At 64.4% G+C, this 24,939-nt stretch carries 23 protein-coding genes; 19 read left to right on the forward strand and 4 right to left on the reverse strand.

The annotated features are described in order from the left end of the window. Positions 1-182 precede the first annotated feature (182 nt). The 9 genes from ABLE86_RS03005 to ABLE86_RS03045 all read left to right on the forward strand — a co-directional run bounded on the left by ABLE86_RS03005 (position 183) and on the right by ABLE86_RS03045 (position 9,207). A complete protein-coding gene (locus tag ABLE86_RS03005; RefSeq protein ID WP_348777418.1) occupies positions 183-1,211 on the forward strand; it encodes a sulfate ABC transporter substrate-binding protein in 1,029 nt (342 codons plus the stop codon). 129 nt (positions 1,212-1,340) lie between these two features. Continuing rightward, positions 1,341-2,192 carry a sulfate ABC transporter permease subunit CysT gene (gene cysT, locus ABLE86_RS03010; RefSeq protein WP_348777419.1) on the forward strand — a complete coding sequence of 284 codons (852 nt, stop codon included), beginning with the start codon at positions 1,341-1,343 and terminating at the stop codon, positions 2,190-2,192. Further along, positions 2,185-3,069, forward strand: a complete 885-nt coding sequence (gene cysW / locus ABLE86_RS03015) for a sulfate ABC transporter permease subunit CysW (protein ID WP_348777420.1) — start codon at positions 2,185-2,187, stop codon at positions 3,067-3,069. The genes cysT (ABLE86_RS03010) and cysW (ABLE86_RS03015) overlap by 8 nt, the downstream gene beginning before the upstream one ends. Before the next feature lie 29 nt (positions 3,070-3,098). After that, the gene (locus ABLE86_RS03020) at positions 3,099-4,139 is read left to right on the forward strand and encodes a sulfate/molybdate ABC transporter ATP-binding protein (RefSeq protein WP_348777421.1); all 1,041 of its coding nucleotides are present in this window, start codon (positions 3,099-3,101) and stop codon (positions 4,137-4,139) included. Positions 4,140-4,534: 395 nt separating this feature from the next. Then, positions 4,535-5,521, forward strand: coding sequence for a thiosulfate ABC transporter substrate-binding protein CysP (gene cysP, locus ABLE86_RS03025; protein ID WP_348777422.1), 987 nt, complete (start codon positions 4,535-4,537; stop codon positions 5,519-5,521). Positions 5,522-5,818: 297 nt separating this feature from the next. After that, complete coding sequence (gene cysT / locus ABLE86_RS03030; protein ID WP_348777423.1) at positions 5,819-6,640, forward strand: sulfate ABC transporter permease subunit CysT; 822 nt, start codon at positions 5,819-5,821, stop codon at positions 6,638-6,640. A 4-nt stretch (positions 6,641-6,644) separates the two neighbouring features. Next, the gene (gene cysW, locus ABLE86_RS03035) at positions 6,645-7,556 is read left to right on the forward strand and encodes a sulfate ABC transporter permease subunit CysW (protein ID WP_348777424.1); all 912 of its coding nucleotides are present in this window, start codon (positions 6,645-6,647) and stop codon (positions 7,554-7,556) included. Further along, a complete protein-coding gene (locus tag ABLE86_RS03040; RefSeq protein WP_348777425.1) occupies positions 7,553-8,572 on the forward strand; it encodes a sulfate/molybdate ABC transporter ATP-binding protein in 1,020 nt (339 codons plus the stop codon). Before cysW (ABLE86_RS03035) ends, ABLE86_RS03040 begins: the two co-directional genes overlap by 4 nt. A gap of 185 nt (positions 8,573-8,757) precedes the next feature. Further along, positions 8,758-9,207 (forward strand): Rrf2 family transcriptional regulator, encoded by a 450-nt coding sequence (locus ABLE86_RS03045; protein ID WP_348777426.1) that lies wholly within the window; start codon positions 8,758-8,760, stop codon positions 9,205-9,207. A 37-nt stretch (positions 9,208-9,244) separates the two neighbouring features. Here ABLE86_RS03045 and ABLE86_RS03050 read toward each other — a convergent pair whose 3' ends face one another. Together ABLE86_RS03050 and ABLE86_RS03055 are read right to left on the reverse strand one after the other, a co-directional pair. Further along, a complete protein-coding gene (locus tag ABLE86_RS03050) occupies positions 9,245-9,397 on the reverse strand; it encodes a hypothetical protein (protein WP_348777427.1) in 153 nt (50 codons plus the stop codon). A gap of 153 nt (positions 9,398-9,550) precedes the next feature. Beyond that, positions 9,551-9,871, reverse strand: a complete 321-nt coding sequence (locus ABLE86_RS03055) for a hypothetical protein (RefSeq protein ID WP_348777428.1) — start codon at positions 9,869-9,871, stop codon at positions 9,551-9,553. A 334-nt stretch (positions 9,872-10,205) separates the two neighbouring features. Here ABLE86_RS03055 and ABLE86_RS03060 point away from each other — a divergent pair, with 334 nt between their 5' ends. The 4 genes from ABLE86_RS03060 to lpdA are packed head-to-tail and all read left to right on the forward strand — an operon-like array spanning position 10,206 to position 15,215. Further along, complete coding sequence (locus tag ABLE86_RS03060; protein WP_348777429.1) at positions 10,206-11,438, forward strand: 3-methyl-2-oxobutanoate dehydrogenase (2-methylpropanoyl-transferring) subunit alpha; 1,233 nt, start codon at positions 10,206-10,208, stop codon at positions 11,436-11,438. 3 nt (positions 11,439-11,441) lie between these two features. Next, a complete protein-coding gene (locus ABLE86_RS03065; protein ID WP_348777430.1) occupies positions 11,442-12,455 on the forward strand; it encodes an alpha-ketoacid dehydrogenase subunit beta in 1,014 nt (337 codons plus the stop codon). A gap of 2 nt (positions 12,456-12,457) precedes the next feature. Further along, positions 12,458-13,807, forward strand: coding sequence for a dihydrolipoamide acetyltransferase family protein (locus ABLE86_RS03070; protein WP_348777431.1), 1,350 nt, complete (start codon positions 12,458-12,460; stop codon positions 13,805-13,807). Positions 13,808-13,811: 4 nt separating this feature from the next. Then, complete coding sequence (gene lpdA / locus ABLE86_RS03075) at positions 13,812-15,215, forward strand: dihydrolipoyl dehydrogenase (protein WP_348777432.1); 1,404 nt, start codon at positions 13,812-13,814, stop codon at positions 15,213-15,215. A 992-nt stretch (positions 15,216-16,207) separates the two neighbouring features. Here lpdA and ABLE86_RS03080 read toward each other — a convergent pair. Both ABLE86_RS03080 and ABLE86_RS03085 read right to left on the reverse strand, forming a co-directional pair. Then, positions 16,208-17,635 carry an aldehyde dehydrogenase family protein gene (locus tag ABLE86_RS03080; protein WP_348777433.1) on the reverse strand — a complete coding sequence of 476 codons (1,428 nt, stop codon included), beginning with the start codon at positions 17,633-17,635 and terminating at the stop codon, positions 16,208-16,210. A gap of 61 nt (positions 17,636-17,696) precedes the next feature. Further along, positions 17,697-18,728: a histone deacetylase family protein gene (locus ABLE86_RS03085; protein WP_348777434.1), complete on the reverse strand. Its 1,032-nt coding sequence runs from the start codon at positions 18,726-18,728 to the stop codon at positions 17,697-17,699. Between the two features lie 410 nt (positions 18,729-19,138). On the opposite strand from ABLE86_RS03085, the gene ABLE86_RS03090 reads away from it, so the two are divergent. The 6 genes from ABLE86_RS03090 to ABLE86_RS03115 all read left to right on the forward strand — a co-directional run bounded on the left by ABLE86_RS03090 (position 19,139) and on the right by ABLE86_RS03115 (position 24,863). Next, a complete protein-coding gene (locus ABLE86_RS03090) occupies positions 19,139-20,248 on the forward strand; it encodes an ABC transporter ATP-binding protein (protein ID WP_348777435.1) in 1,110 nt (369 codons plus the stop codon). A gap of 4 nt (positions 20,249-20,252) precedes the next feature. Further along, positions 20,253-21,179 carry an ABC transporter permease gene (locus ABLE86_RS03095; protein ID WP_348777436.1) on the forward strand — a complete coding sequence of 309 codons (927 nt, stop codon included), beginning with the start codon at positions 20,253-20,255 and terminating at the stop codon, positions 21,177-21,179. Beyond that, a complete protein-coding gene (locus ABLE86_RS03100) occupies positions 21,172-21,975 on the forward strand; it encodes an ABC transporter permease (protein WP_348777437.1) in 804 nt (267 codons plus the stop codon). The genes ABLE86_RS03095 and ABLE86_RS03100 overlap by 8 nt, the downstream gene beginning before the upstream one ends. A gap of 34 nt (positions 21,976-22,009) precedes the next feature. Further along, positions 22,010-23,044 carry an extracellular solute-binding protein gene (locus tag ABLE86_RS03105; RefSeq protein WP_348777438.1) on the forward strand — a complete coding sequence of 345 codons (1,035 nt, stop codon included), beginning with the start codon at positions 22,010-22,012 and terminating at the stop codon, positions 23,042-23,044. Positions 23,045-23,140: 96 nt separating this feature from the next. Continuing rightward, a complete protein-coding gene (locus tag ABLE86_RS03110; protein ID WP_348777439.1) occupies positions 23,141-24,328 on the forward strand; it encodes a serine hydrolase in 1,188 nt (395 codons plus the stop codon). Positions 24,329-24,461: 133 nt separating this feature from the next. Next, positions 24,462-24,863 carry a hypothetical protein gene (locus tag ABLE86_RS03115; RefSeq protein WP_348777440.1) on the forward strand — a complete coding sequence of 134 codons (402 nt, stop codon included), beginning with the start codon at positions 24,462-24,464 and terminating at the stop codon, positions 24,861-24,863. The last annotated feature ends 76 nt before the right edge of the window (positions 24,864-24,939 follow it).

Consider the following 24,939-nt stretch of genomic DNA (forward strand, 5'->3'; position numbering starts at 1 on the left):
TGCCCGCTGGGGAACCGAAGCACCTCTGCCCCGTTGATGCCGCTCCTCTCCGCCGGAAAATAATTCCGTCCCGGCCGAGGGGCGAAGTGAGGAAAATTGCCCCGGCATACAAAATTTGGCACGAACCGGCGCATGCAAACTCCACCAAATCGATAGAGTATGGTTATTCAACGGAGGCAGACATGACCCAATTTCGACCGCGTTTCCTTCTTGCCGGCCTCCTCGCCGGCGCGGTGCAGTTCGGGGTTTTCGGCTTCGCATTCGCCGACACGACGATCCTGAACGTGTCCTACGATCCGACCCGCGAACTCTACAAGGACTACAACGACGCCTTTGCCAGGCACTGGAAGGCCGAAACCGGCGAGACGGTGACGATCCGCACCTCGCATGGCGGCTCCGGCAAGCAGGCTCGCGCCGTGATCGATGGGCTGGACGCCGATGTGGTGACGCTGGCGCTTGAAGGCGACATCGACGCCATCGCCGAGAAGACGGGCAAGATCGCGCCCGACTGGCGCGGCAAGCTGCCCAACAATTCCTCGCCCTACACCTCGACCATCATCTTCCTGGTCCGCAAGGGCAATCCCAAGGACATCAAGGATTGGGGCGACCTGGTCAAGGACGATCTTCAGGTCATCACGCCCAACCCCAAGACCTCCGGCGGCGCGCGCTGGAACTATCTGGCCGCCTGGGCCTGGGCGCACAACCAGTTCGGCGGCGACGAGGCCAGGATCAAGGACTACATCGCCAGCCTCTACAAGCATGTGCCGGTGCTCGACACAGGCGCGCGCGGCGCCACCGTGACATTCGCGGAGCGCGGCCTGGGCGACGTGCTGCTGGCCTGGGAGAATGAAGCCTATCTGGCGCTCGACGAATTCGGCGCCGACCAGTTCGACATCGTCATCCCGCCCTCTTCCATTCTTGCCGAACCGCCGGTGGCGGTGGTCGACGGCAATGTCGAAGCCAAGGGCACCCGCAAGGTGGCCGAAGCCTATCTCGGCCATCTCTACTCGGAAGAAGGCCAGCGTATCGCCGCCAGGCACCACTACCGGCCGTCCAAGCCGGAACTCGTTCCGGCCGAGGACCTGCAGAAGCTGACCGAGCTCAAGCTCGTCAGCATCGACGATCCGATCTTCGGCGGCTGGAAGAAGGTGCAGCCCGAGCACTTCGGGGACGGCGGCATCTTCGACCAGCTCTACAAGCCGGGCCAATAGCAGCCCTTTGCGATCCAGCCCGCCGGGAAAAGCCTGACGCGACTTTGGACAGCGCCGCGTCATCCACTCTGGCAGGGCATGCTATGATGGCGCCGATGGCGACCGGCGACGATAAAAAACGGGGAACACATGAACACAGCAACCGCCCAGGCAGGGTGGCGATTTAAACTGCCGAGCGTGATCCCGGGTTTCGGACTGACGCTCGGCTTCTCGCTTGCCTACCTCACCCTCATCATCCTCATTCCGCTTTCGGGGCTGGTCTGGCGCTCGGCTTCGCTAGGCTGGGCGGACTTTTGGGCCATCGCCACCGACCGACGCACGGTCAGCGCGCTACGGGTCAGCTTCGGCACGGCGCTGATCGCGGCCGCCGTCAATGTGGTCTTCGGCACGCTCGTGGCCTGGGTGCTGGTGCGCTACCGCTTTCCCGGCCGGCGCGTCATCGACGCCATGGTCGACCTGCCCTTCGCCCTGCCCACGGCCGTGGCGGGCATTGCGCTGACCTCGCTTTATGCGCCCAAGGGCTGGGTCGGCAGCCTGCTCGCCCCACTCGGCATCAAGGTGGCCTATACGCCGCTGGGCATCGTGATCGCGCTGATCTTCATTGGCCTGCCCTTCGTGGTGCGCACGGTGCAGCCCATCATCGAGGAGATTGACCGGGAGGTCGAGGAAGCCGCCGCAACCCTCGGCGCCAGCCGCTTGCAGACCATCACGCGGGTGCTGCTGCCGGGCCTGGCGCCGGCCATCGTCACCGGCTTCGCGCTCGCCTTCGCGCGCGGCGTTGGCGAATACGGCTCGGTGATCTTCATTGCCGGCAACTTGCCCTATGTGTCTGAAATCGCGCCGCTTCTGATCGTCATCCGGCTGGAGGAATACCACTATGCCGCCGCGACCGCGATCGCCACGATCATGCTGGCGATCTCATTCCTGATGCTGCTTGTCATCAACCTGATCCAGTCCTGGAGCCGCAAGCGCTATGGTTGATCTCTCCTTCACCGCCGCGGCCGACACCCGTGATACGCGCGCCTCGGCCATCAGCGAAAGCCGCGCCACGCGCTGGGTGCTGTTGGCGCTGGCCCTCGCCTTCGTCGCCGTCTTCCTGCTGCTGCCGCTGGTCCTGGTTTTCGCCGAGGCGTTCAAGCGCGGTTGGGACCCCTATTTCGAAACGCTTGTCGATCCCGACACGATCTCCGCGATCCGCCTGACCTTGCTGGTGGCAGCGATTGCCGTGCCTCTCAACCTCGTCTTCGGCGTGGCCGCGGCCTGGGCGATCGCCAAGTTCGAGTTCAAGGGCAAGGCCTTCCTGATCACGCTGATCGACCTGCCCTTCTCGGTCTCGCCGGTCATTTCGGGTCTCGTCTATGTGCTGCTGTTCGGCGCAAGCAGCCTGCTCGGCCCCTGGCTGAAGAGCCACGGCATCGAGGTCCTGTTCGCGGTGCCCGGCATTGTGCTGGCAACCATGTTCGTGACCTTCCCCTTCGTGGCGCGCGAGTTGATCCCGCTGATGCAGGAACAGGGCAGCGGCGACGAGGAGGCAGCGCTGTCGCTCGGCGCCAACGGCTGGCAGGCCTTCTGGTACGTCACCCTGCCCAACATCAAATGGGGCCTGCTCTATGGCGTGCTTCTTTGCAACGCCCGCGCCATGGGCGAGTTCGGCGCGGTTTCGGTGGTGTCTGGCCACATTCGCGGGCTGACCAACACCATGCCGCTGCATGTCGAAATTCTTTACAACGAATACAACGCCGTCGGCGCCTTCGCGGTGGCCTCGCTGCTGGCGGGGCTGGCACTGGTGACGCTGGTGCTGAAGACCATTCTGGAAATCCGCTACGGCCACGCCATCGCCGCCAGCCGCGGGCATTGACGAACGCATTTGGGGACAAGGGTAATTTCATGGAAGTTCGCGTTGCCAATGTACGCAAGGAGTTCGACCGCTTCCCGGCACTCCACGACGTTTCGCTGGACATCAAATCGGGCGAGCTGATCGCGCTTCTGGGGCCGTCCGGCTCGGGCAAGACGACGCTTCTGCGCCTCATTGCCGGGCTGGAAAAGCCGACGCGCGGAAAGATCTATTTCGGCGACGAGGACGCCTCACAGCGCACCATCCAGGAGCGCAATGTCGGCTTCGTTTTCCAGCACTACGCGCTGTTCCGGCACATGACGGTGGCCGACAATATCGGCTTCGGCTTGAAGGTCCGCCCCGGCGCGACGCGGCCGCCCAAGGCCGAGATCCGCCGCCGCGCCTCCGAATTGCTCGACCTGGTGCAGCTTTCGGGGCTGGAGAAGCGCTATCCGGCCCAGCTTTCCGGCGGCCAGCGCCAGCGGGTAGCGCTGGCGCGCGCCATGGCAATCGAGCCCAAGGTTTTGCTGCTGGACGAACCCTTCGGCGCGCTCGACGCGCAGGTGCGGCGCGAACTGCGCCGCTGGTTGCGCGAGATCCACGATGCCACCGGCCACACAACCGTCTTCGTGACCCACGATCAGGAAGAAGCGCTGGAGCTGGCCGACCGCGTCGTGGTCATGAGCCAGGGGCGCATCGAGCAGGTGGGCACCGCCGACGAGGTCTACGACACGCCCAACTCGCCCTTCGTCTACGGTTTCGTCGGCGATTCCAGCTCGCTGCCGGTCAAGATCGAGGACGGGCAGCTCTGGGTCGCCGACCGGCCCATCGGGCTTTCAGCGCCGGACGCGCCCGATGGCAAGGCGACGCTCTATTTCCGGCCGCACGATGTGGAGCTGCTCGACGGCTGCAGCGGCTGCATCGCCGGCACGGTGGCGGCCAGTCGTCGCGTGGCCGGCACACGGCGTGTGGAGCTGGAGATTGGCGGCGCGCGACAGCAAGTGGAGATCGAGCTGCCCATCGAGCACCCGGCGGCGCAGAAGACCCGCGTCGCCTTCCGCCCGCGCCGGTGGAAGGTGTTTCCGGCCGCGTGAGGGTTTCCGGCTTTTGAGTTCTGGGCCGGCTTTGGCCTCGTCGAGGTCGAGGCATGGATCCCCGGAACCTTGGCACTTCGCTACGCTCGTGCTCCGGCCCGAGGACGACGGAAACGGGTGCGCCTGCCGGGAACGCGATTCCGGCCAGCGCCGGGAACGGGACGGAAACCGGTTCTTCGGAAAAGAATTTTGGGCGAGCCGCAAAAACACTGGCTTCCGCACCATCACTTCCATCTCCTGGAAATAATTTTCCAATCGCGGCAGATCACGGGACCCAGCCTTTCCCATTTGCGCACGCAACGGGGGCGGCCATTCCTCGCGCGCTGCGCCACCTCTGGCTAGTTTGGCCTTCGATACCGGACACCAAGCCGTCCATTGATTCTGGAGTTGATTGAATGAGACGTTTCCTGCTCGTCGGCGCGGCCATTGCCGGCCTGCTCGCCGCCCCCGCCTCGGCGCTTGCCGCCGACAAGCTGCTCAACGCCTCCTACGACGTGGCGCGCGAACTGTTCGTGGACGTCAACAAGGCCTTCGCCGCCCAGCACCCGGGCGTCACCATCGACCAATCGCATGCCGGCACCTCCAAGCAGGCCCGGGCGATCGTGGAAGGGCTGGAGGCCGACGTGGTGACCTTCAACCAGGTCACCGACATCGACTTCCTGGTCAAGAACGGCTTTGTCTCGGAAGACTGGAAGAGCAACTTCCCCAACCAGGCCTCGCCCTTCTATTCGCTGCCCTCCTTCCTGGTGCGCGCCGGCAACCCCAAGAACATCAAGGACTGGGGCGATCTCGTCCGCGACGACGTGAAGGTCGTCTTCCCTAACCCGAAGACCTCGGGCAATGCCCGCTACACCTATCTGGCCGCCACAGCCTATGCCCGCGAGGCCTTCAACGGCGACGAGGAGAAGGTGAAGGAGTTCATCTCCAAGCTGTTCAACAACGTGCCGGTGTTCGACACCGGCGGCCGCGCCGCCACCACCACCTTCGTGGAACGCAACATCGGCGACGTGCTGATCACCTTCGAATCCGAAACCACCGGCATCCGCAAGGAATTCGGCGAGGACAAGTTCGAGCAGGTCGCCCCCTCCGTCAGCCTGCTGGCCGAGTTCCCGGTTGCCATCGTCGACAAGGTGGCGGACAAGCAGGGCTCCCGTGAGCTGGCGAAATCCTATCTCGACTTCCTCTACACGCCGGAAGGCCAGAAGATCCTGGCCGAGCACGGCAACCGCGTGCGCGATGAAAACGTCGTGGCCGAGTTCAAGGACAAGTTCCCCGAGGTTCGCCTGGTGACCGTCGAGGACGTGTTCGGCGGCTGGGACAAGGTGCAGGCCGAGCACTTCGCCTCCGGCGCGCTGCTGGACCAGATCTACGGCGAACGTTGACGCCGGCACAATCTTGGCACCGATGCCCGGCGTCTCTCCGCCGGGCTCATTTTTTGTGAAAAGCATACGGATAGCGATCTTGGCGTTCTACGTTGCCCCCCTCTGTCCTGCCGGACATCTCCCCCACAAGGGGGGAGATCAGCCGGCCGCAACCGCGCCGCTTTCTCTGCAACGTAGGAGATTGGCGAAAGCAGCGATGACAGCCAATCTTCCCCCTTGTGGGGGAGATGTCCGGCAGGACAGAGGGGGGTGTCATGGAGTGCCCGACGCTTCCTTCCTTTCCCGAGGGGCGGCAGCGTGAAACGACGTGTCCTGCCGGGCCTGCATCTGACGCTCGGGCTAACGCTGCTCTATGTCTCGATCATCGTCGTGCTGCCGCTCGGCGCGCTGGTCTACAAGGCGGCGAGCCTCGGCTTCACCGATTACTGGCGCATAGTTTCGTCCGGCCGCGCGGTGGCGAGCTACCGTGTGACGGTACTGTGCGCGCTCGCTGCAACGGTCTTCAACGTGATTTTCGGCTTCGCGCTGGCCTGGGTTCTGGTGCGCTATCGCTTTCCGGGGCGCCGCTTCATCGATGCGCTGGTGGACTTGCCCTTCGCTCTGCCCACGGCCGTGGCCGGCATTGCGCTGACGGCGCTGTTTGCGCCCAGTGGCTGGTTTGGCGCCTATCTCGGCAAGCTCGGCATTCAGGTGGCCTACACCCCGCTCGGCATCATGATCGCCATGGCCTTCACCAGCCTGCCCTTCATCGTGCGCACGGTGCAGCCAGTGCTTGAAGACCTCGACCCGGCGCTGGAGGAAGCCGCACAGTCGCTCGGCGGCTCGGACAGCGCGATCTTCCGCAAGGTGATCCTGCCGCTTTTGACACCGGCCCTGCTGGCCGGCATCTCGCTCGCCTTCGCCCGCAGCCTGGGCGAATTCGGCGCCATCATCTTCATCGCCGGAAATCAGCCGTTCCAGACCGAGATCACGGCGCTGCTGACCTTCATCCGGCTCGAGGAATACGACTACCAGGCCGCAGCCGCGATCGCCTCGGTGCTGCTGATAACCGCCTTCGCGATGCTGGCAGTGACCAACCTCTTGCAGGCGCGCGCGCTGCGCTACACGCAAAGGGCCTGAGACCATGAGCGCAAGCACAGCAAAGAAGCCGCCGCGCGTCGGCGACAATCGCGTCTTCCGCCGCGCCCTGATCGCGACCGTGCTGGTGGTGACTGCGTTCTTCGTCGTCGCACCGCTGGTCGTCATTGGCGTTGAGGCTTTCTCCAAGGGCTGGGCGGTCTATGCCGCCGCCATCACCGATGCTGACACCCGCCACGCCATCTATCTGACGGTGGTGACGGCGCTGATCGCGGTGCCGGTCAACACCGTCTTCGGCGTCGCCGCCGCCTGGGCAATCACCAAGTTCGATTTCCGAGGCCGCCGCTTCCTGCTGATCGTCATCGAGATCCCCTTCTCGATCTCGCCCATCGTCGCGGGCGTGGCCTACCTCTTCGTCTACGGCCTGCAAGGCCTGTTCGGCCCCGCGCTGCAGGCGGCCGACGTAAAGATCCTATTTGCGTTACCGGGCATCGTGCTTGCCTCGATGTTCGTCACCGCGCCCTTCGTCGCGCGCGAGCTGATCCCGCTGATGCAGGCGCAGGGCCGCGACCTGGAGGAAGCCGCCACCTCGCTCGGCGCCTCGGGCTGGCGCACCTTCTTCTCGGTCACGCTGCCCAACATCCGCTGGGCGCTGCTCTATGGCGTGGTGCTGTGCAACGCCCGCGTGATGGGCGAGTTCGGCGCCGTCTCGGTGGTTTCGGGCAACATTCGCGGCCAGACCAACACCATGCCGCTACACATCGAGCTGCTCTACCACGACTACCAGACCGCCGGCGCCTTTGCCGTCGCCTCCATCCTCGCCGTACTGGCGGTGGTGACGCTGATCGCGAAGGTACTGCTGGAGCGCCAGGGCGCAGGCCGCCGCGGCCGCCCCGCGCTTGCCACGCCGAAAGCCGCTGCGGTCATCCCCCAACTCGCCTCGGAGAAAACGACGTGAAAATCCGCCTCGACAATGTCGTGAAGAGCTTCGACACGTTCCGCGCCGTGCATGGCGTGTCGCTGGAGATCGAAAGCGGAGAGCTGGTGGCGCTGCTGGGCCCCTCGGGCTCGGGCAAGACGACCATACTGCGCATGGTCGCGGGGCTGGAATATGCCGACAGCGGCAAGATCCATTTTGGCGACATAGACGCCACCGACATTCCCGTGCGCGACCGGGGCGTCGGTTTTGTCTTCCAGCACTATGCGCTGTTCCCGCACATGACGGTCGCCGAAAACGTCGCCTTTGGCATGAAAGTGTCGAAGGTCAAGCGCAGTAAGCAGGAGATCGCCGCGCGCGTGGCTGAACTGCTGCGCCTCGTCAAGCTCGACGGGTTGGGCGAGCGCTTCCCCTCGCAGATCTCCGGCGGCCAGAGGCAGCGCGTGGCGCTGGCCCGCGCGCTTGCCGTGGACCCGAAAGTGCTGCTCCTCGATGAACCCTTCGGCGCTCTAGATGCCAATGTGCGCCGCGACCTGCGCCGCTGGCTGCGCGAAATCCATGACGAGCTCGGCATCACCACGCTGTTCGTGACCCACGACCAGGAAGAGGCGCTCGACCTTGCCGACCGCGTCGTGATCCTCAAGGATGGCGACATCGTGCAGCAAGGCACGCCGGAAGAGGTGTGCCGCGAGCCGAACTCGCCCTTCGTGATGAGTTTCCTGGGCGACACCAACCGCCTGCCGGCCACCGTGGTGAACGGTCTGGCGAAGGTCGGCGATGCCACCCTGCCCGCCCCCGGCGTGGCCGACGGCAAGGCAGAAGTGTTCCTGCGCCCGGGGGATCTTGACTGGACTGCAGATAGGGACGGCGTGGCGGCGAAGATCCTGCGCGTCATCGACCATCCGGGGGGCCGCCGGCTGCTGGTGGCTCCCGATCATGGCAGTGTATTGGAGCTCGACGTTGCGCCGGAAACGCGGGCGCGCGCCGGCGACGAAGGCTTCGTGGCGGTGCGGCGCGGACGCGTTTTTGCCGCGTGACACGTCTTTGCTCGCCAGTGGATAGAAACCGCAGGAAAGTCACCGAACGTCAACGAGTTTGCGCTTGTCTATGCCGACAGGCACTCTTATGGAAGGCATGCGTGCCATCCAGGGGCGTGCTGTCATTATTTGCACACAAACGCTCGCCACAGGCATTGGCGTATTTTCTGTGAGTTCTCGCGGATATGCTGACTAAAAAAGGCAAATACGGCCTCAAGGCCTTGGTGCATCTCTCGGGCCTGCCGGTCGGTCAATTCGCCTTCGTCAACGATATCGCCGTCTCCAACAACATTCCCAAGAAATTCCTCGACGCCATTCTGGGCGAGTTGCGCAATGCGGGCTTCGTGCAGAGCCGCAAGGGCAAGGATGGCGGCTACCGGCTCGCGCGCCCGGCCTCCGAGATCAGGATCGGCCATGTGGTGCGCGTGCTGGATGGCCCGCTGGCGCCCATTTCCTGCGCCAGCCGCACGCAGTACCAGCGCTGCGAGGATTGCGACGAGGCCACCTGCCAGGTTCGCCACATGATGCTGGAAGTCCGCCAGGCCATTGCCGAGGTTCTGGACAATCGCAGCCTGGCCGCCATGCGCGACGCCGACAATGACGACGTGCTGCGCACCATAAAGTACAGGGTCTGAAAGCCAGCGGCGCCTGACGGGCGCCTCCTTGTATCGGTCAGCCGATGAGGCCGAACACCAGCGCCGCTGCAAAACCGACGGCAAGCGCGAAAATCAGGATCTCCAGCCCGAAGCGGAAACCGCGGCGGCGAATGGCCAGCGACGTGCGGGCGCGGTGCCATTTTGCCGTGGACTGCAAGCTGCGAGCCATCGAGACCTCCATGATCCCGAATAGTCTATGAGTTTTGTAGATTTTGTCGATTGCGATTTTCCGTGGCGAATCGAGATTTTTTTTCCAAGAATTCTTTCTGCTAGAAACCTGGTTTCAAAAATTCCGCAGATCTGAAAACTCGGAAAAATCAGCTCAGCCCTTGAGTCGCTCCACGCACAAGGCCCGCAACAGCAACGCGGCATGTGCATAGGTGACCTGCTCTTCGCCCAGTTCCCGCGCCGCCTTGCCGACAATATCATGCAGCGCATCCAGCGTGCGGACGGGGATGAGGTCGGTGCAGGAACGCATCCGGCCGAAGACGGCGCTTATGGCCACGCTCCTGCCTTCTACTTCGACGCAAGGCTCCGGCGCATCGAGCCGCCACTCCTCATAGGCTTCCAGCGCATCGTGAAACGCCTGGTGAAGCATGATCGGTGCATGACCCTGGTAAAGCGGCGGCAGCAAGGCAGGCATGTCGGTCTCCTCTCCCCTCTCCGGCTCATTAGCTTAGATGCATTTGTCCGCATGAGCCACCGTTAGTAACGGATAGGAAAAAGTTTCTCATGTGAGTGAAAAAAGCAATGGGCCAGCAAGACATGAAACGCTGTTCGAAATTCTCGCACAGACACGAAAGAAGCAGACGCGCCTGGAGCGGCTCATAAAGTTTCGGCTTGGATGAAACATCACCGCGGCGCATTGGTCCAGAGCGCCCCGTGGCTGGCCGCAGGGGTTGATTGCCATCCGCCGGGGTGGAAAGAATGGCGGTGTCGAGTGTCTTGGCCAACCGGAACCGGGAGGAATTGGCCGCATGACCGAACATGGACCGCTCAGCCTTCACGTTCCCGAGCCTGAGGTTCGCCCCGGCGGCACGCCGGACTTCTCCAACGTTCCCATTCCCAGAGCCGGCTCCGTGCCGCGCCCCGCGATCGACGTCGATCCCAGGGAAATCCGCGACCTCGCCTATTCCATCATCCGCGTGCTGAACCGCGAGGGCGAGGCCGTCGGCCCCTGGGCCGGTACACTGACCGACGAGGAACTGCTGCAGGGGCTGCGCGACATAATGACCCTGCGCACCTTCGATGCCCGCATGCTGATGGCGCAGCGCCAGGGCAAGACCTCGTTCTACATGCAGCACATGGGCGAGGAAGCGGTGAGCTGCGCCTTCCGAAAGGCGCTTGCCCCCGGCGACATGAACTTTCCGACCTATCGGCAAGCCGGCCTGCTGATCGCGGGCGGCTATCCGATGGTCGACATGATGAACCAGATCTTCTCCAACGAGCGCGACCCGCTGAAGGGCCGCCAGCTGCCTGTCATGTATTCGTCGAAGGAGCACGGCTTCTTCTCGATCTCGGGCAACCTCACCACGCAGTACATCCAGGCCGTCGGCTGGGCGATGGCCTCGGCCATCAAAAACGACACGAAGATCGCCGCCGGCTGGGTGGGCGACGGCGCGACCGCCGAAAGCGATTTTCACGCAGCACTTGTGTTCGCCTCCACCTACAAGGCGCCGGTCATCCTCAACATCGTCAACAACCAGTGGGCGATCTCCACCTTTCAGGGCATCGCCCGCGGCGGCTCCGGCACATTTGCCGCGCGCGGCCTCGGCTTCGGCATTCCGGCCCTGCGCGTGGACGGCAACGACTATCTGGCCGTCCATGCGGTGGCCAAATGGGCCGCCGAGCGCGCCCGCAGCAATCTCGGGCCGACGCTGGTGGAATATGTCACCTATCGCGTCGGCGCGCATTCGACCTCTGATGATCCCTCCGCCTATCGGCCAAAGGAGGAGTCATCGGCCTGGCCGCTAGGCGATCCGGTGCTGCGCCTGAAGAACCACCTGATCCTCAAGGGCGTCTGGTCGGAAGAGCGCCACAAGCAGGCGGAGGCCGAAATCCTCGACGCCGTCATCGCCGCGCAGAAGGAAGCCGAGAGCCACGGCACGCTGCATGCGGGCGGCAAGCCCTCCACGCGCGACATGTTCGAAGGCGTCTATGCCGAGATGCCGCCGCATCTGCGGCGCCAGCGGCAGGAAGCGGGGGTGTAGACCATGGCCAGAATGACCATGATCGAGGCGATCCGCAGCGCCATGGACGTGTCGATGGCGCGCGACGACACCGTCGTCGTGTTCGGCGAGGATGTCGGCTATTTCGGCGGCGTGTTCCGCTGCACGCAAGGGTTGCAGCAGAAATACGGCAAGACCCGCTGCTTCGATGCGCCGATCAGCGAATCCGGCATCGTGGGCGCTGCGATCGGCATGGCCGCCTACGGCCTTCGCCCCTGCGTGGAGGTGCAGTTCGCCGACTATGTCTACCCCGCCTACGACCAGATCGTCTCGGAGGCGGCGCGCCTGCGCTATCGCTCCAACGGCGAGTTCACCTGCCCCATCGTGGTGCGCATGCCGACCGGCGGCGGCATTTTCGGTGGCCAGACGCACAGCCAGAGCCCGGAGGCGCTGTTCACCCACGTCTCGGGCCTGAAGGTGGTGGTGCCTTCCAACCCCTATGACGCCAAAGGATTGCTGATCGCCTCCATCGAAGACCCCGACCCGGTGATCTTTTTGGAGCCGAAGCGGCTCTACAATGGCCCCTTCGATGGACATCACGAACGGCCTGTCACTCCATGGTCGAAGCACCCGCTGGGCGAAGTGCCGGACGGCCATTTCGTCGTGCCGCTCGGCAAGGCTTCGGTGCGCCGCAAAGGGTCGGCTATGACCATCCTCGCCTACGGCACCATGGTCTATGTGGCCGAGGCCGCGACCGACGAAACCGGCATAGACGCCGAGATCATCGACCTGCGCACGCTGCTGCCGCTCGATCTGGAGACCATCGTCGCCTCGGTGAACAAGACCGGGCGGTGCGTGATCGTGCACGAGGCTACACTGACATCCGGCTTCGGCGCGGAACTGGCGGCGCTGGTGCAGCAGCACTGCTTCTACCATCTCGAGGCGCCCATCGCCCGCGTGACCGGCTGGGACACGCCCTACCCGCACGCACAGGAGTGGGACTATTTTCCCGGCCCCGCCCGCCTCGGGCAGGCCATGCGCGAAACGATGGAGGCGTGAGCATGGCCGAGCACGTGATAAAGCTTCCGGACGTCGGCGAAGGCGTGGCGGAAGCCGAGCTTGTCGAGTGGCACGTCAAGGTCGGCGACCTGGTGCGCGAGGACACAATGCTGGCCGCCGTGATGACCGACAAGGCGACCGTGGAAATCCCCTCGCCCGTCCATGGCGAGATCACGTGGCTGGGCGGCGAGATCGGCGACGTGATCGCGGTGGGCTCGCCGCTGATCAGGTTGAAGGTGGAGGGCGAAGCCGAAGCACAACCGGAACCGCAGATGGAGACGCCGCATACCCCCACCCCTAGCCCCTCCCCACAAGGTGGAGGGGAACCGGTTGCTGCACCGGTTGAAATTGCCCCGGTTAAGGCCGCTCAAGTTAAAGCCGCCCCCCAGGCGACAGGCGCGATGCCATCCCCCTCCCCCTTGTGGGGAGGGGTTAGGGGTGGGGGTCAGCCGACCTTCGCGCCCAGTGCCGAGGGCGAAAAACCCATCGCCGCGCCCGCCATTCGCCTGCGCGCGACCGAAGCCGGCATCGACCTGCGCCAGGTGCCCGGCACGGGCCCGGCCGGCCGCATCACGCACGAGGACATCGACGCATTCCTCGCACGGGGCCCGCAGATCGCCCCCACCCCGGCGCCCGGCCTCGTCCGGAACACGACGGTGGAAGACATCAAGGTGGTGGGCCTGCGCCGCCGCATCGCCGAGAAGATGGCGGTGGCGAAGTCGCGCATCCCGCACATCACCTATGTCGAGGAAATCGACGTCACCGCGCTGGAAGACCTGCGCGCGGCGCTCAACAAGCAAAAGCGCGCCGACCAGCCGAAGCTGACGCTGTTGCCCTTCCTGATGCGGGCCATGGTGAAGGCGATAGCCGACCAGCCCAATGTCAACGCCATCTTCGACGACGAGGCGGGCGTGGTGCATCAATATGGCGGCGTGCATATCGGCATCGCCACCCAGACCCCGAGCGGCCTGATGGTGCCCGTGGTGCACCATGCCGAGGCGCGCGACATCTGGGATTGCGCGGCCGAGGTGAGTCGCCTGGCCGATGCCGCCAAGGCCGGCACCGCCACGCGCGAGGAACTTTCGGGCTCGACCATCACCATCACCTCGCTCGGCGCAATGGGCGGCGTCGTCACCACGCCGGTCATCAACCATCCGGAAGTGGCGATCGTCGGCGTCAACAAGATCATGGTGCGCCCGGTGTGGGACGGCACGCAGTTCATTCCACGCAAGATGATGAACCTTTCCTCCAGCTTCGACCACCGCGTGGTCGACGGCTGGGATGCCGCCGTTTTCATCCAGCGCGTCAAGACGCTGCTGGAAACGCCGGCGCTGATCTTCGTCGAGGGGTGAGCCGATGAAAGATATCTCCTGCAAGCTTCTGGTGATCGGAGCAGGCCCGGGCGGCTATGTCTGCGCAATTCGCGCCGGCCAGCTCGGCATCGACACGGTGATCGTGGAGATGGAGAAAGCCGGCGGCACCTGCCTCAACATCGGCTGCATCCCGTCCAAGGCGCTGATCCACGCCGCCGACGAATTCGAAAAGACCGTGTTGATGGCCAACGGCAACGGCAAGGGCACGCTCGGCATTACCGTCGAAGCCCCCAAGCTCGACCTCGCCAAGACCATGGCCTGGAAGAACGGCGTGGTCGGTCGCCTCAACAACGGCGTGGTCGGCCTGTTGAAGAAGGCCGGCGTGAAGATCGTGCATGGCCGCGGAAAATTCCGCGACGGCAAGACGGTGGAGGTCGAGACCGAGACCGGCACGCAGGTGATCCGCGCCGAGACGGTGGTCATCGCCACCGGCTCCACGCCGATGGAACTGCCCGCCCTGCCCTTCGGCGGGCCGGTGATTTCCTCGACTGAAGCACTCTCCCTGACGAAGGTACCCGAAAGGCTGGTGGTCGTGGGCGGCGGCTATATCGGGCTGGAACTCGGCACTGCCTTCGCCAAGCTCGGCTCGAAAGTGACGGTGGTAGAAGCCCTGCCGCGCATCCTGCCGCAATATGACGCCGAGCTGACCCGGCCAGTGGCAAAGCGGCTCGGCGAGCTTGGCGTGACCATGCTGACCGAGGCAAAGGCAAAGGGCCTTTCGGCAAAGGGCGACGCCCTCATTGTGGAAACGGACGACGGTCGGGAACAAGAACTTCTCGCGGACAAGATTCTCGTCACGGTCGGCCGCAAGCCGGTGATGGAAGGCTGGGGGCTGGAGGAACTGGACCTCGACCGCGCCGGAAAATTCCTGCGCATCGACAGCCAGTGCCGCACCTCCATGCGCGGCGTCTATGCCATCGGCGACGTGACCGGCGAGCCGACGCTGGCGCACCGCGCCATGGCGCAGGGCGAGATGGTGGCCGAGATCGTCGCCGGCGACCGACGCTCGTGGGACAAGCGCTGCATTCCGGCCATCTGCTACACCGACCCGGAGGTGGTGAGCGCCGGGCTATCCCCCGAAGAAGCGCGCGCGCAGGGCCACGAGATCAAGGTCGGCCAGTTCCCCTACACCGCCAATGCCCGAGCCCTGACCATGCAGGGCGAAGCCGGCTTCGTGCGCGTGGTGGCGCGGGCCGACAACCATCTGGTGCTCGGCATCCAGGCGGTCGGCCAGCACGTCTCGGAACTCTCCACCGCCTTCGGCCTGGCGATCGAGATGGGCGCGCGGCTGGAAGACATAGCCGGCACGATCCATGCTCATCCGACCCAGGGCGAAGCCTTCCAGGAAGCGGCGCTCAAGGCGCTCGGCCATGCGCTGCATATTTGAGTGCGACCTCCCCCTTGAGGGCAGGACAACCGCATATGCCGCGATCTACTCCCACTCCGCCTCGCTTTGCTCGGCACCTCTCCCCCTCAAAAAGGGAGAGGAAGGGCGCCTAGCTCGCGGACGGCGTTTTCCTCTCCCCCGTCGAGCGGGGGGTCCGAAGGACGGGCGAGACCCGTGGCTCGCCCCGGAATGGTGGTTTGCAAAGCAAACCGGAGTGGGGGTCGAATTCTACATGCGATCGTCCTCCCAAAGGTGGACGCCGGAGCGCATCATCCCCCTCGCCTCGCCCATCTCGCATCGCAACATCAGTGCGGCAGAATGTTGCATCGCACAATTTTGCAAGGCTGCCATGCGCCATTGGCGGTTGTCTTCACGATCGAAAGGGCGCATCTGGGGGACGCGATTTCGGAGCGGCCTTTCCTCCTCCCAGGCCAATCCGGATACGGTCGACTTTCACCTCCTCCCGATTGTCGACCACCTTTAGAGACACCCGCCGGACCTCCTCCCCTGGCGGGTGTTTTCTTTTTTGGGCGATGCGCATGGCAAGGCAGGCTCCAGCGAGCCATTATGGCCCAATCTCGCGAGCCATCGCCGCATTATTCACACACACACATTCTTCACCGGCTCTGATTGCACCGCGGTCGAGGCATGGGTCGCCGGAACCTTCGCACTTCGCTCCGCTCGTGCTCCAGCCCGAGGACGACGGGAGGAGTAACGGCAGACGGGTGGCAGTAGCGGCAATCGCTACCTCAAAGATTAGCGCAAACAACCAATACAGCCGTCATCCTCGCGTCCTGGCCGCCGAGCCGCGTGCGCAGCAAGCGGCGAGAAGGGCAGGATCGCGGGGATCCATGCCTCGGCCTCTCAACAGGCAGTACGATAAGGGATGATTTGGGGACGAACGCTGCGGATGCGCCCAGAGGGGCGGGTTCGCCCGCCTTCTCCGCACATGGGGGGCGCGGCGGCGTTTTCACCGCCGCGTCCAATGGCAATTAGCCGGCGTAGCCGACGATGCCCTTGATCTCGAGGAAGTCGTGGATGCCCCAGTCGGCATATTCGCGACCGTTGCCCGACTGCTTGTAGCCGCCGAAGGGCGCGTGCGTGTCCCAGTCGGGATAGTTCAGATAGACCGAGCCAGCGCGCATCTTCGAGGCCACGCGGCGCGCGTTCTCGATGTTCTGCGACTGGATGTAGGCGGCAAGGCCATAGACCGTGTCGTTGGCGATCCGCACCGCGTCGTCTTCGTCCTGATAGGAGATGACGGAGAGAACCGGCCCGAAGATTTCCTCGCGCGCAATCGTCATGTCGGGCGTGACATGGCCGAACACGGTGGGGCGGATGTAATAGCCGCGGTTCAGGCCCTCGGGGCGGCCGAGGCCGCCGGCCACCAGCTTGGCGCCTTCAGCGATGCCGGTTTCGATCAGCCCCTGGATCTTGTCGTACTGGAGTTGGCTGACGACCGGGCCGAGCTGCGTCTCGGTCGAGCGCGGATCGCCGGTCTTGTGGGCTTCGGCTGCGGCCTTCGCCACTTCCAGCGCCTCGTCGTGACGGGAGGCGGGAACCAGCATGCGCGTGGGCGCATCGCAAGACTGGCCGGTGTTGCCGAAGCAGGCGTTCACGCCCTCACGCACGGCATGCTCGAAGTCGGCATCGGGCAGGATGATGTTGGCGCTCTTGCCGCCCAGTTCCTGCGCCACGCGCTTGACCGTGTCGGCCGCCGCCTTGGCGACCAGCACGCCGGCGCGCGTCGAGCCGGTGAAGGACACCATGTCGACATCCGGGTGCTCGGCCATCACCTGGCCGACATCCGGGCCGTTGCCGTTGACGAGGTTGAACACGCCCTTCGGCACGCCGGCCTCATGCATGATCTCGGCGAAGACGATGCCGCTGATCGGCGCGATCTCGGACGGCTTCAGCACCACGGTGCACCCGGCTGCGATGGCCGGGGCCACCTTGCAGACGATCTGGTTCAGCGGCCAGTTCCACGGCGTGATCAGCGCGCAGACGCCGATCGGCTCCTTCACCACCATGGTGGTGCCGCGCAGATGGCTGAACTCGTACTCTTCCAGCGCCTTGATGGTGGATTCCATATGCACCTGGCCGGCAGCGGCCTGCGCCTCGCGCGCCCAGGTGATCGGCGCGCCCATTTCCTGAGAGATCGCCTGCGCTACGTCCTCATAGCGCCGGTTGTAGATTTCCAGCACCTTCTTCAGCAGCGCCAGGCGCTCTTCCCGCGTGGTCTGCGAGAAGCTGGCGAAGGCCGCGCGGGCGGCAGCCACTGCCTTGTCTACGTCGGCCTTCGAGCCGAGCGAGATCGTGGTGTAGGCTTCTTCGGTCGACGGGTCGATGACGTCCAGCGTGGCTGGCTTCACCGGCGCAACCCATTCGCCGTCGATGTAGAATTTCAGATGATTGCTCATGGTTTCCGTTCCGATCTGGTCAAAGACCGCAAGATTGGGGCGCCGCAGCGCCCCGTTTAAGTCACGCGTCCTCGAAGCCCGTCAGCACGCCGACGGCATTAATGCCAATTTCCTCGACCGCATAGCCGCCCTCCATGACGAAAAGCGTCGGCAGGCCGAGCCTGGCGATGCGCTGCCCGATCTTGGGATAGTCCTCGCTCTTCAGCTTGAACTGGCTGATCGGGTCCTTCTCGAAGGTGTCGACGCCGAGCGACACGACCACCACGTCGGGCGCATAGGCGGCGACCTTCTTGCAGGCGTCTTCGAGCGCGAGGCTCCACTTGTCCCACGGCGTTCCGGGCGCCATCGGATAGTTCACGTTGAAGCCCTCGCCCTTGCCTGCGCCGCGCTCATCGGCATGGCCGAGGAAGAACGGATATTCGGTGTTGGGGTCGCCGTGCAGGTTCAACACCAGCACGTCGTCGCGCTCGTAGAAGATTTCCTGGGTGCCGTTGCCGTGGTGGTAGTCGACATCGAGGATCGCCACGCGGGCCGCGCCCTGGTCGCGATACCACTGCGCCACCACGGCCGCATTGTTGATGAAGCAGTAGCCGCCCATGAAGGCAGCGCCGGCATGATGCCCGGGCGGACGGCAGAGCGCGAATGCAGCCCGCTCGCCGGCCTTCACCACCTCGGCCGCGGTCAGCCCCACATCATAGGAAGACTTGATGGCATCCCAGGTGCCCTTGGTGAAGGTCGCGCCTGCATCGAAGGAATAATAGCCCAGAGCCGCGTCGATCCGCGTCGGGCGCACGTCGCCGCGCAGGCCGCGCGTGGGCCAGGTGAATGCCATCGCCGAGCCCGGATAGCCGGCCTCCTGCCACAGAGGCCAGACCGTCGGCAGGAAATCGATATAGTCGGCGGCGTGCACGCGCTTGGCGGCATCCAGCGTATGCTCCTTCGGCGCCAGGATCGGGCCCAGCTTCTCGCTCTCGACCCGTGCCTTGATGTATTCGGCGCGCGAGGGCTTTTCGAAGCCCGGCACGATCTCGCCGGCAACCAGCTCCATCTGTCCGGCATGACCCGCGTGCAGCGGAGAAAAGATCGTCTTCATTCAGTATCCCCATGGTGGTTCGGGGCGTGACCCTAGCCGGATGCCCCGCCTTTCCACAAGGGCAGGCCTGTGCCAAGCGCAGCGCCGCTTCTGGCATCATCTCAACTTTCCGGGGATTGCTAGCCTGCTCGGATCACGGAGAACGACATGACATCCTGTGCCGATCTGATCCGACCGCGGCCATGCGGGCTTCAATGACTGGCGAAACATGGGTCGAGCACATGCCCGATCATCGCCCGGTCACTAAGATCTGCGGCGGCCGCATCACAATCCTAGCTCAGAAACAAGCGGCCTGAACTACGCATCCACTTGAATCTTTGTTCAGTCGGCCAGTTGCCAATGCCAACGGCATGTGATGACAATTGGCCAGAAATGCGTCGCCGAAAGAGCGAGCGAAAAAAGGGGAACGCGTGCCGGAAATGCCGGATAAGAATGCGATTGAAGTCCGCGGCGTCAGCAAACTATTCGGTACGGGAGAGGGCCAGGTCGCGGCGCTCGACGACGTTTCCGTATCGATCCGCGAAAACGAGTTCTTCACCCTTCTGGGGCCGTCCGGCTGCGGCAAGACCACCCTGCTCAGGCTGATCGCCGGCTTCGACTTCCCGACCGACGGCCAGATCATGCTCTACGGCCAAGACATCGCCCCGCTGCCGCCCTTCAAGCGGCCGGTCAACACCGTGTTCCAGAGCTACGCGCTGTTCCCGCACATGACGGTCGGCCAGAACATCGCATTTGGCCTGGAGATGCTGGGCAAGCCCAAGGCGGAGATCCAGGCGCGGGTCGCCGAGATGCTCAGGCTTGTGCGCATGGAGGCGCTGAAGGACCGCAAGACCAGCCAGATTTCCGGCGGACAGCAGCAGCGCGTAGCGTTGGCCCGCGCATTGGCGCCGAGCCCCAAGGTCCTGCTGCTCGACGAGCCGCTCTCGGCGCTGGACTACAAGCTGCGCAAGGAAATGCAGATCGAGCTGAAGCGCCTGCAGCACGAGACCGGAATCACCTTCATCTTCGTCACCCACGACCAGGAAGAGGCGCTGACGATGTCGGACCGCATCGCGGTGATGTCGGCGGGCAAGATCCTGCAGGTCGGCTCGCCGTGGGACATCTATGACCGCCCGGCAGTGCGCTTCGTCGCCGACTTCATCGGGGAGACCAATTTCCTCGAGGCACAAGTGCTTTCGGCCGCTGATGGCCGCGCCACGGTGCGCCTGTCTTCGGGCAAGGAAATTCCGGCCACCTTCCCTGCCGGCCTGAGCCCACAAGGCAAGGTCACCATCGTGGTCAGGCCCGAGCATGCGCGCGTGGCCGCGCCGAACGGCACTTCCGCGCACATCGGCCAGGTCGAGAACGTCGTCTACCTCGGCACCGACACGCATTTCCACGTGCGCCTCGACGACGGCACGCCCTTCATCGTGCGCCAGCAGAACAGCCGCAACGGTCACAACGGCCATAACGGCTTCGCCAAGGCCGATCGCGTCGGCATCGAGTTCGGCCAAGACGTCGCGCAGATCCTGAAGGACTGACCAGATGGCGAGCGCACAGGAAATCGTCAGGGCTGCCGAAAGGCAGGACGTGCGCAATCGCTGGCTGCTTTCGACGCCGGCATTGCTGATCATCTTCTTCGCCGCTGTCGGCCCGCTGTTTATCATGCTGGCCTATTCCTTCATGGCGAAGGGCGATTACGGGGACGTGAAGTTCGGCGAGTTCTCGCTCGACGGCTGGTTCTCGGTCTTCCTTCAACGCGACATTTTCGACGATACGGTTTCGTTCGCCGACGCCAACCTCGCCATTTTCTGGCGCTCCGTCCGCCTCTCGCTGGTGACCACCGCGGTGACGTTCCTGTTCGGGTTCCCCACGGCCTATTTCATCGCCACGCGACCGGCAGAGAAGAGCGAGGTGTGGCTGTTCCTGGTAACGATCCCGTTCTGGACCAACCTGCTCATCCGCACCTTCGCGATGCAGGAAGTGATACGCAACGAAGGCATCATCAACTCGACCCTCATCTGGCTCGGTCTCATCGAACGGCCCATCCAGATCATGTTCACCGACACGGCGATCCTGTTTGGCATGGTCTATGTCTACCTGCCGCTGATGGTCCTGCCGCTGTACGCCTCCATGGACAAGCTGGATTTCCGGCTGGTGGAGGCCGGCTACGACCTTTATGCCAGCCGCTTCAAGGTGTTGCGGCGCATCATCATTCCGCTGGTCATGCCCGGCATAGTGGCCGGCTCCATCCTCGTCTTCATTCCCTCGCTTGGCGCCTATGTGACGCCGCGCGTGCTCGGTGGCGGCAAGAACATGATGCTCGGCAACCTGATCGAACTCCAGTTCGGCCAGGGCAGGAACTGGCCGCTGGGCGCGGCGATCTCCATCACGCTCATGGCGCTCGTCATGACGGCATTGCTCTTCTACGTCCGCAGCACGACCAGATCGGGAGCCGAACGGAATGGCTAGGCGCTTCGACATCCGCGCACAACCCGGCTTCGCGGTGATAGCGCTGTTCACCTTCTTCCTGCTCTATCTGCCGATCGCCACGCTGGTCACCTATGCGTTCAACGCCGGCAATTCGATCGCAGTGTGGGAAGGCGTGTCGCTGCGCTGGTTCATCTCGGCTGCAAACAACGACATCGTGCAGGACGCGGCGAAACGCTCGCTCATCATCGCCACCGTGGCGGCAACCATCTCGACGATTGCGGCCACCATGGCTGCACTGGCGACGACCCGCACGCGGTCCTACCGCGGCCTCACCTTCAAATACGCCTTCATCAACCAGCCGCTAATGGTGCCCGAGATCGTCACGGCGGTGGCGCTGCTCATTGTCTTCTCGCGCATCAAGGTGTGGACGGGCTATTCGGGGCTCGGCTACCTGCTCGCCGCGCATACGGCCTTCTGCATTCCCTTCGCCTATCTGCCCATCCGGGCGCGGCTGGAAGGCATGGACCTCATGCTCGAGCGGGCGGCTGCCGATCTTTACGCCACACCCTGGATGACATTCCGGCGCATCACGCTGCCTCTGCTTCGGCCGGGCATCATAGCGGGCTTCATGCTGGCCTTCGTCATCTCGCTCGACGACGTGGTCATCACCGAGTTCGTCAAGTCGGGCGGCCAGGAAACGCTGCCCACCTACATGCTGGGCCAGCTTCGCCGCATCGTCACGCCCGAGATCAACGCCATCGCCACCGTGTTCCTGGCGCTTTCGGTGGCAATCGTGACGGCCTTTTTCTTCCTGAACCGGAAAAAGGCCCAGTGAGTACAATTCGACGCCAAACATTGGGAGAGGAACTATGAAACGGACACTGACAGCGCTGGCGACGGCCATGACCGTCGCGGCTTCCGCCGGGGCGGCTTGGGCCGAAGGCGAACTCAACATCTACAACTGGGGCAACTACACCAGCCCGGAACTGATCAAGAAGTTCGAGGACACCTACAAGGTCAAGGTGACCGTAACCGACTACGATTCCAACGACACCGCGCTGGCCAAGGTGCGCGCCGGCGGCCACGGCTATGACCTCGTCGTGCCGTCCGCGAACTATGTGCAGATCTGGGTCAAGGAAGGCCTGCTCGCCGAGGCTCGCCCCGACCAGATGGAGAACTTCAAGAACGTGGACGAGCGCTGGGTGGACGTGCCGTGGGATCCGGGCCGGCACTACACCGTGCCTTGGCAGTGGGGCCTGACCGGCATCATCGTCGACACGTCGCTCTACAAGGGCGATATCAACACCTCCGCTATCTTCCTCGATCCGCCGGCCGAGTTGGAAGGCAAGATCAACGTCGCGCCGGAGATGAACGACGTCCTTTACGCCACGATCCGGTATTTCGGCGGCAAGTGGTGTACCGACGACCGCGAGTTGCTGAAGAAGGTTCGTGACAAGGTGGCCGAGGCGAAGCCGAAATGGATCGCCATGGACTACGGCACCATCGAAAAGTTCGCCAGCCGCGACTACGGCGCAGCCTACTACTGGAACGGCGCGGCGATGCGCTCGCGTGAAAAGAACCCCGACGTTCGCTTCGGCTATCCGAAGGAAGGCTTCCCCTACTTCATGGACAGCGTCGCCATGCTGAAGGACGCCAAGAACCCCGAGAATGCCAAGCTGTTCATGAACTTCATCATGGCGCCCGAAAACGCCGCGCTTCTTTCCGCCTTCGCGAAATACGCCAACGGCATCAAGGGCTCCGAGGAATTCATGCCCGAGGACATGAGGGGCGCTCCGGAGCTGAACGTGCCGGAAGAGTACCAGGCGGCCGGCGAATTCCTGGAGACCTGCTCCCCCGAGGTGCACGACCTCTACACCAAGATCTGGACCGAGCTTCAGAAGTAACAGCATGACCGCGGCCCGGCGCACAGCCGGGCCGCCCCCGCCGCGCCACGGGCGACGCGCCCTCTCCCCCTTCCCCATCCCGGACAGCACATCATCATGACCGCCCAGACCGATTTCGCGCGCCAATTCGGCTTTGCCCGCTCCGACGTCACGCTGGAGAACTGGCGCACCCATCCCTACAACCGCTGGGCCTTCCAGAATGTCGGCGAGCTGGTGCCGAGCGCCGAGATCGCAGCCCCGGGCGACGCGCCCGAGGCGTCCGCGGGCGACCTGAAGGAACTGCTTGCCGAGACCGTGGTCACTGCCGCCGGGTCCGAAACCATCTCCGCCTTCCTCGAGCGCACCCACACCGACGCTTTCGTGGCCATGAAGCGTGGCCGCTTCCTGGGCGACTACAACGCGCCCCACATGAAGCCGGGCGGACGCCACATTATCTTTTCCATCTCGAAGTCGCTGACGGCCATCCTCGCCGGCTCGCTCCATGCCGATGGTCTCCTCGATCCCACCGCCCCGGTCACGCGGTACATCTCTGAGGCCGCAGGCACGGCCTTTGCCGACGCCACGGTGCAGCACGTGCTGGACATGACCAGCACCATCGATTTCGAGGAGCTTTATCTCGACCCGGAAAGCGCCTTTGCCCGCTATCGCCGCGCGACGCTGTGGAACCCCAACACCAACGGCCCGGACAGCGAGAAGCTGCTGCCTTTCATCATGTCCATCTCCAAGGGCGCCGGCGAGCACGGCGAGGTCTTCCGCTATCGCTCGCCCAATTCCGACCTGCTAGGTGTCATCGTCGAGCGCGCTTCCGGCAGCCGCTATGCCGACCTCATGGTTGAGCGCCTGTGGGCGCCGCTGGGTGCGAAGCGCGGCGGCCGCGTGACCGTCGATGGTGAAGGCACCGCGCGTGCGGCCGGCGGCGTCTCGGTTACGGCGCGCGACCTCGCCCGCGTCGGCGAGATGATGCGCTGCGGCGGCGTCTACGAAGGCCGCCGCATCCTGCCCGAGAGCTGGGTCAAGGACACTGCCACGGGCGGCGACCGCCAGGCATGGCAGAAGGGCGATTTCGCCTTCCTGCTGCCCAATGGCAGCTATCGCAACAAATGGTACCAGACCGGCTTCGAGGGCGAGCCCTATTGCGGCATCGGTATCCACGGCCAGTGGCTCTATGTCGACCCGGCGAACGAGGTCGTGCTGGTCAAGATGTCGTCGCAGCCGCTGCCGGTGGACGACGAAATGGACAAGCAGAACCTGGCCTTCTTCCAGGCTGTTTCGCGCCTGCTGTAGGCCTTGCGGCGGGCAATCAGCCCGCCTCAGGATGCGCATGGGGTTGGTAGTTCCGCCGCAATGGTGTAGGAGCATCCGCTGCCCCATGCTAAACTTGGGCGCAAGGTGAAGCCGCAGGAAACGACCTGGCACGATGAAGTTCAGCAACGCCCACACGCCTGCAGGACGCGGATATGCTTCCGCCGTCCTGCTGTGGCTTGTCGTTGCGGCGGCCGCGGCTCATGGCCTGGTAGGCGCGATTTCTCCTGCCCGCGGGCTGAGACTGCAGGCCGACAGCGTCGGCGCCGCCGGCCAGCAGGGCGGCGAGCGCACCAGCATTGTCAGCCACCAGCGGCTGGTGGCGATTGCCGAATGGCGCGGCCTTGCGCTGAAATCGCAGCTTCCAGGCGGCGACACCGGCCCGGCCATCCTGCCCGTGGCGCAAGGGTGCGTCGCTTCCACATTCCGCCCTTGCCTGAGCGACAAGGCTCCGCAGGGTCTGCGCGAGGTCTGGGCGGCAGCTCATCGCGCGCGCGCGCCGCCGGCTGCGGCTTGAGCGAGCCGCGCGCTCGACAGGATCCACCTGCTTTGAAATTGACTGCGGATTGACCGGCTGATCGACCGGCATCGCG

It is taken from the genome of Mesorhizobium sp. KR2-14, from assembly GCF_040049255.1.
GTDB lineage: Bacteria > Pseudomonadota > Alphaproteobacteria > Rhizobiales > Rhizobiaceae > Pseudaminobacter.

Bases quoted from the DNA above. Each gene is read 5' to 3' on its own strand.
- ABLE86_RS03050 (WP_348777427.1), bottom strand. From the start codon at position 9,397: ATGGCTCGCAGCTTGCAGTCCACGGCAAAATGGCACCGCGCCCGCACG.
- cysW (WP_348777424.1), top strand. From the start codon at position 6,645: ATGAGCGCAAGCACAGCAAAGAAGCCGCCGCGCGTCGGCGACAATCGC.
- ABLE86_RS03080 (WP_348777433.1), bottom strand. From the start codon at position 17,635: ATGAGCAATCATCTGAAATTCTACATCGACGGCGAATGGGTTGCGCCG.
- ABLE86_RS03110 (WP_348777439.1), top strand. From the start codon at position 23,141: ATGACCGCCCAGACCGATTTCGCGCGCCAATTCGGCTTTGCCCGCTCC.
- ABLE86_RS03105 (WP_348777438.1), top strand. From the start codon at position 22,010: ATGAAACGGACACTGACAGCGCTGGCGACGGCCATGACCGTCGCGGCT.
- cysP (WP_348777422.1), top strand. From the start codon at position 4,535: ATGAGACGTTTCCTGCTCGTCGGCGCGGCCATTGCCGGCCTGCTCGCC.
- ABLE86_RS03100 (WP_348777437.1), top strand. From the start codon at position 21,172: ATGGCTAGGCGCTTCGACATCCGCGCACAACCCGGCTTCGCGGTGATA.
- ABLE86_RS03095 (WP_348777436.1), top strand. From the start codon at position 20,253: ATGGCGAGCGCACAGGAAATCGTCAGGGCTGCCGAAAGGCAGGACGTG.
- ABLE86_RS03065 (WP_348777430.1), top strand. From the start codon at position 11,442: ATGGCCAGAATGACCATGATCGAGGCGATCCGCAGCGCCATGGACGTG.
- lpdA (WP_348777432.1), top strand. From the start codon at position 13,812: ATGAAAGATATCTCCTGCAAGCTTCTGGTGATCGGAGCAGGCCCGGGC.
- ABLE86_RS03060 (WP_348777429.1), top strand. From the start codon at position 10,206: ATGACCGAACATGGACCGCTCAGCCTTCACGTTCCCGAGCCTGAGGTT.
- ABLE86_RS03115 (WP_348777440.1), top strand. From the start codon at position 24,462: ATGAAGTTCAGCAACGCCCACACGCCTGCAGGACGCGGATATGCTTCC.
- cysW (WP_348777420.1), top strand. From the start codon at position 2,185: ATGGTTGATCTCTCCTTCACCGCCGCGGCCGACACCCGTGATACGCGC.
- ABLE86_RS03020 (WP_348777421.1), top strand. From the start codon at position 3,099: ATGGAAGTTCGCGTTGCCAATGTACGCAAGGAGTTCGACCGCTTCCCG.
- ABLE86_RS03055 (WP_348777428.1), bottom strand. From the start codon at position 9,871: ATGCCTGCCTTGCTGCCGCCGCTTTACCAGGGTCATGCACCGATCATG.
- ABLE86_RS03085 (WP_348777434.1), bottom strand. From the start codon at position 18,728: ATGAAGACGATCTTTTCTCCGCTGCACGCGGGTCATGCCGGACAGATG.
- cysT (WP_348777419.1), top strand. From the start codon at position 1,341: ATGAACACAGCAACCGCCCAGGCAGGGTGGCGATTTAAACTGCCGAGC.
- ABLE86_RS03005 (WP_348777418.1), top strand. From the start codon at position 183: ATGACCCAATTTCGACCGCGTTTCCTTCTTGCCGGCCTCCTCGCCGGC.
- ABLE86_RS03070 (WP_348777431.1), top strand. From the start codon at position 12,458: ATGGCCGAGCACGTGATAAAGCTTCCGGACGTCGGCGAAGGCGTGGCG.
- ABLE86_RS03045 (WP_348777426.1), top strand. From the start codon at position 8,758: ATGCTGACTAAAAAAGGCAAATACGGCCTCAAGGCCTTGGTGCATCTC.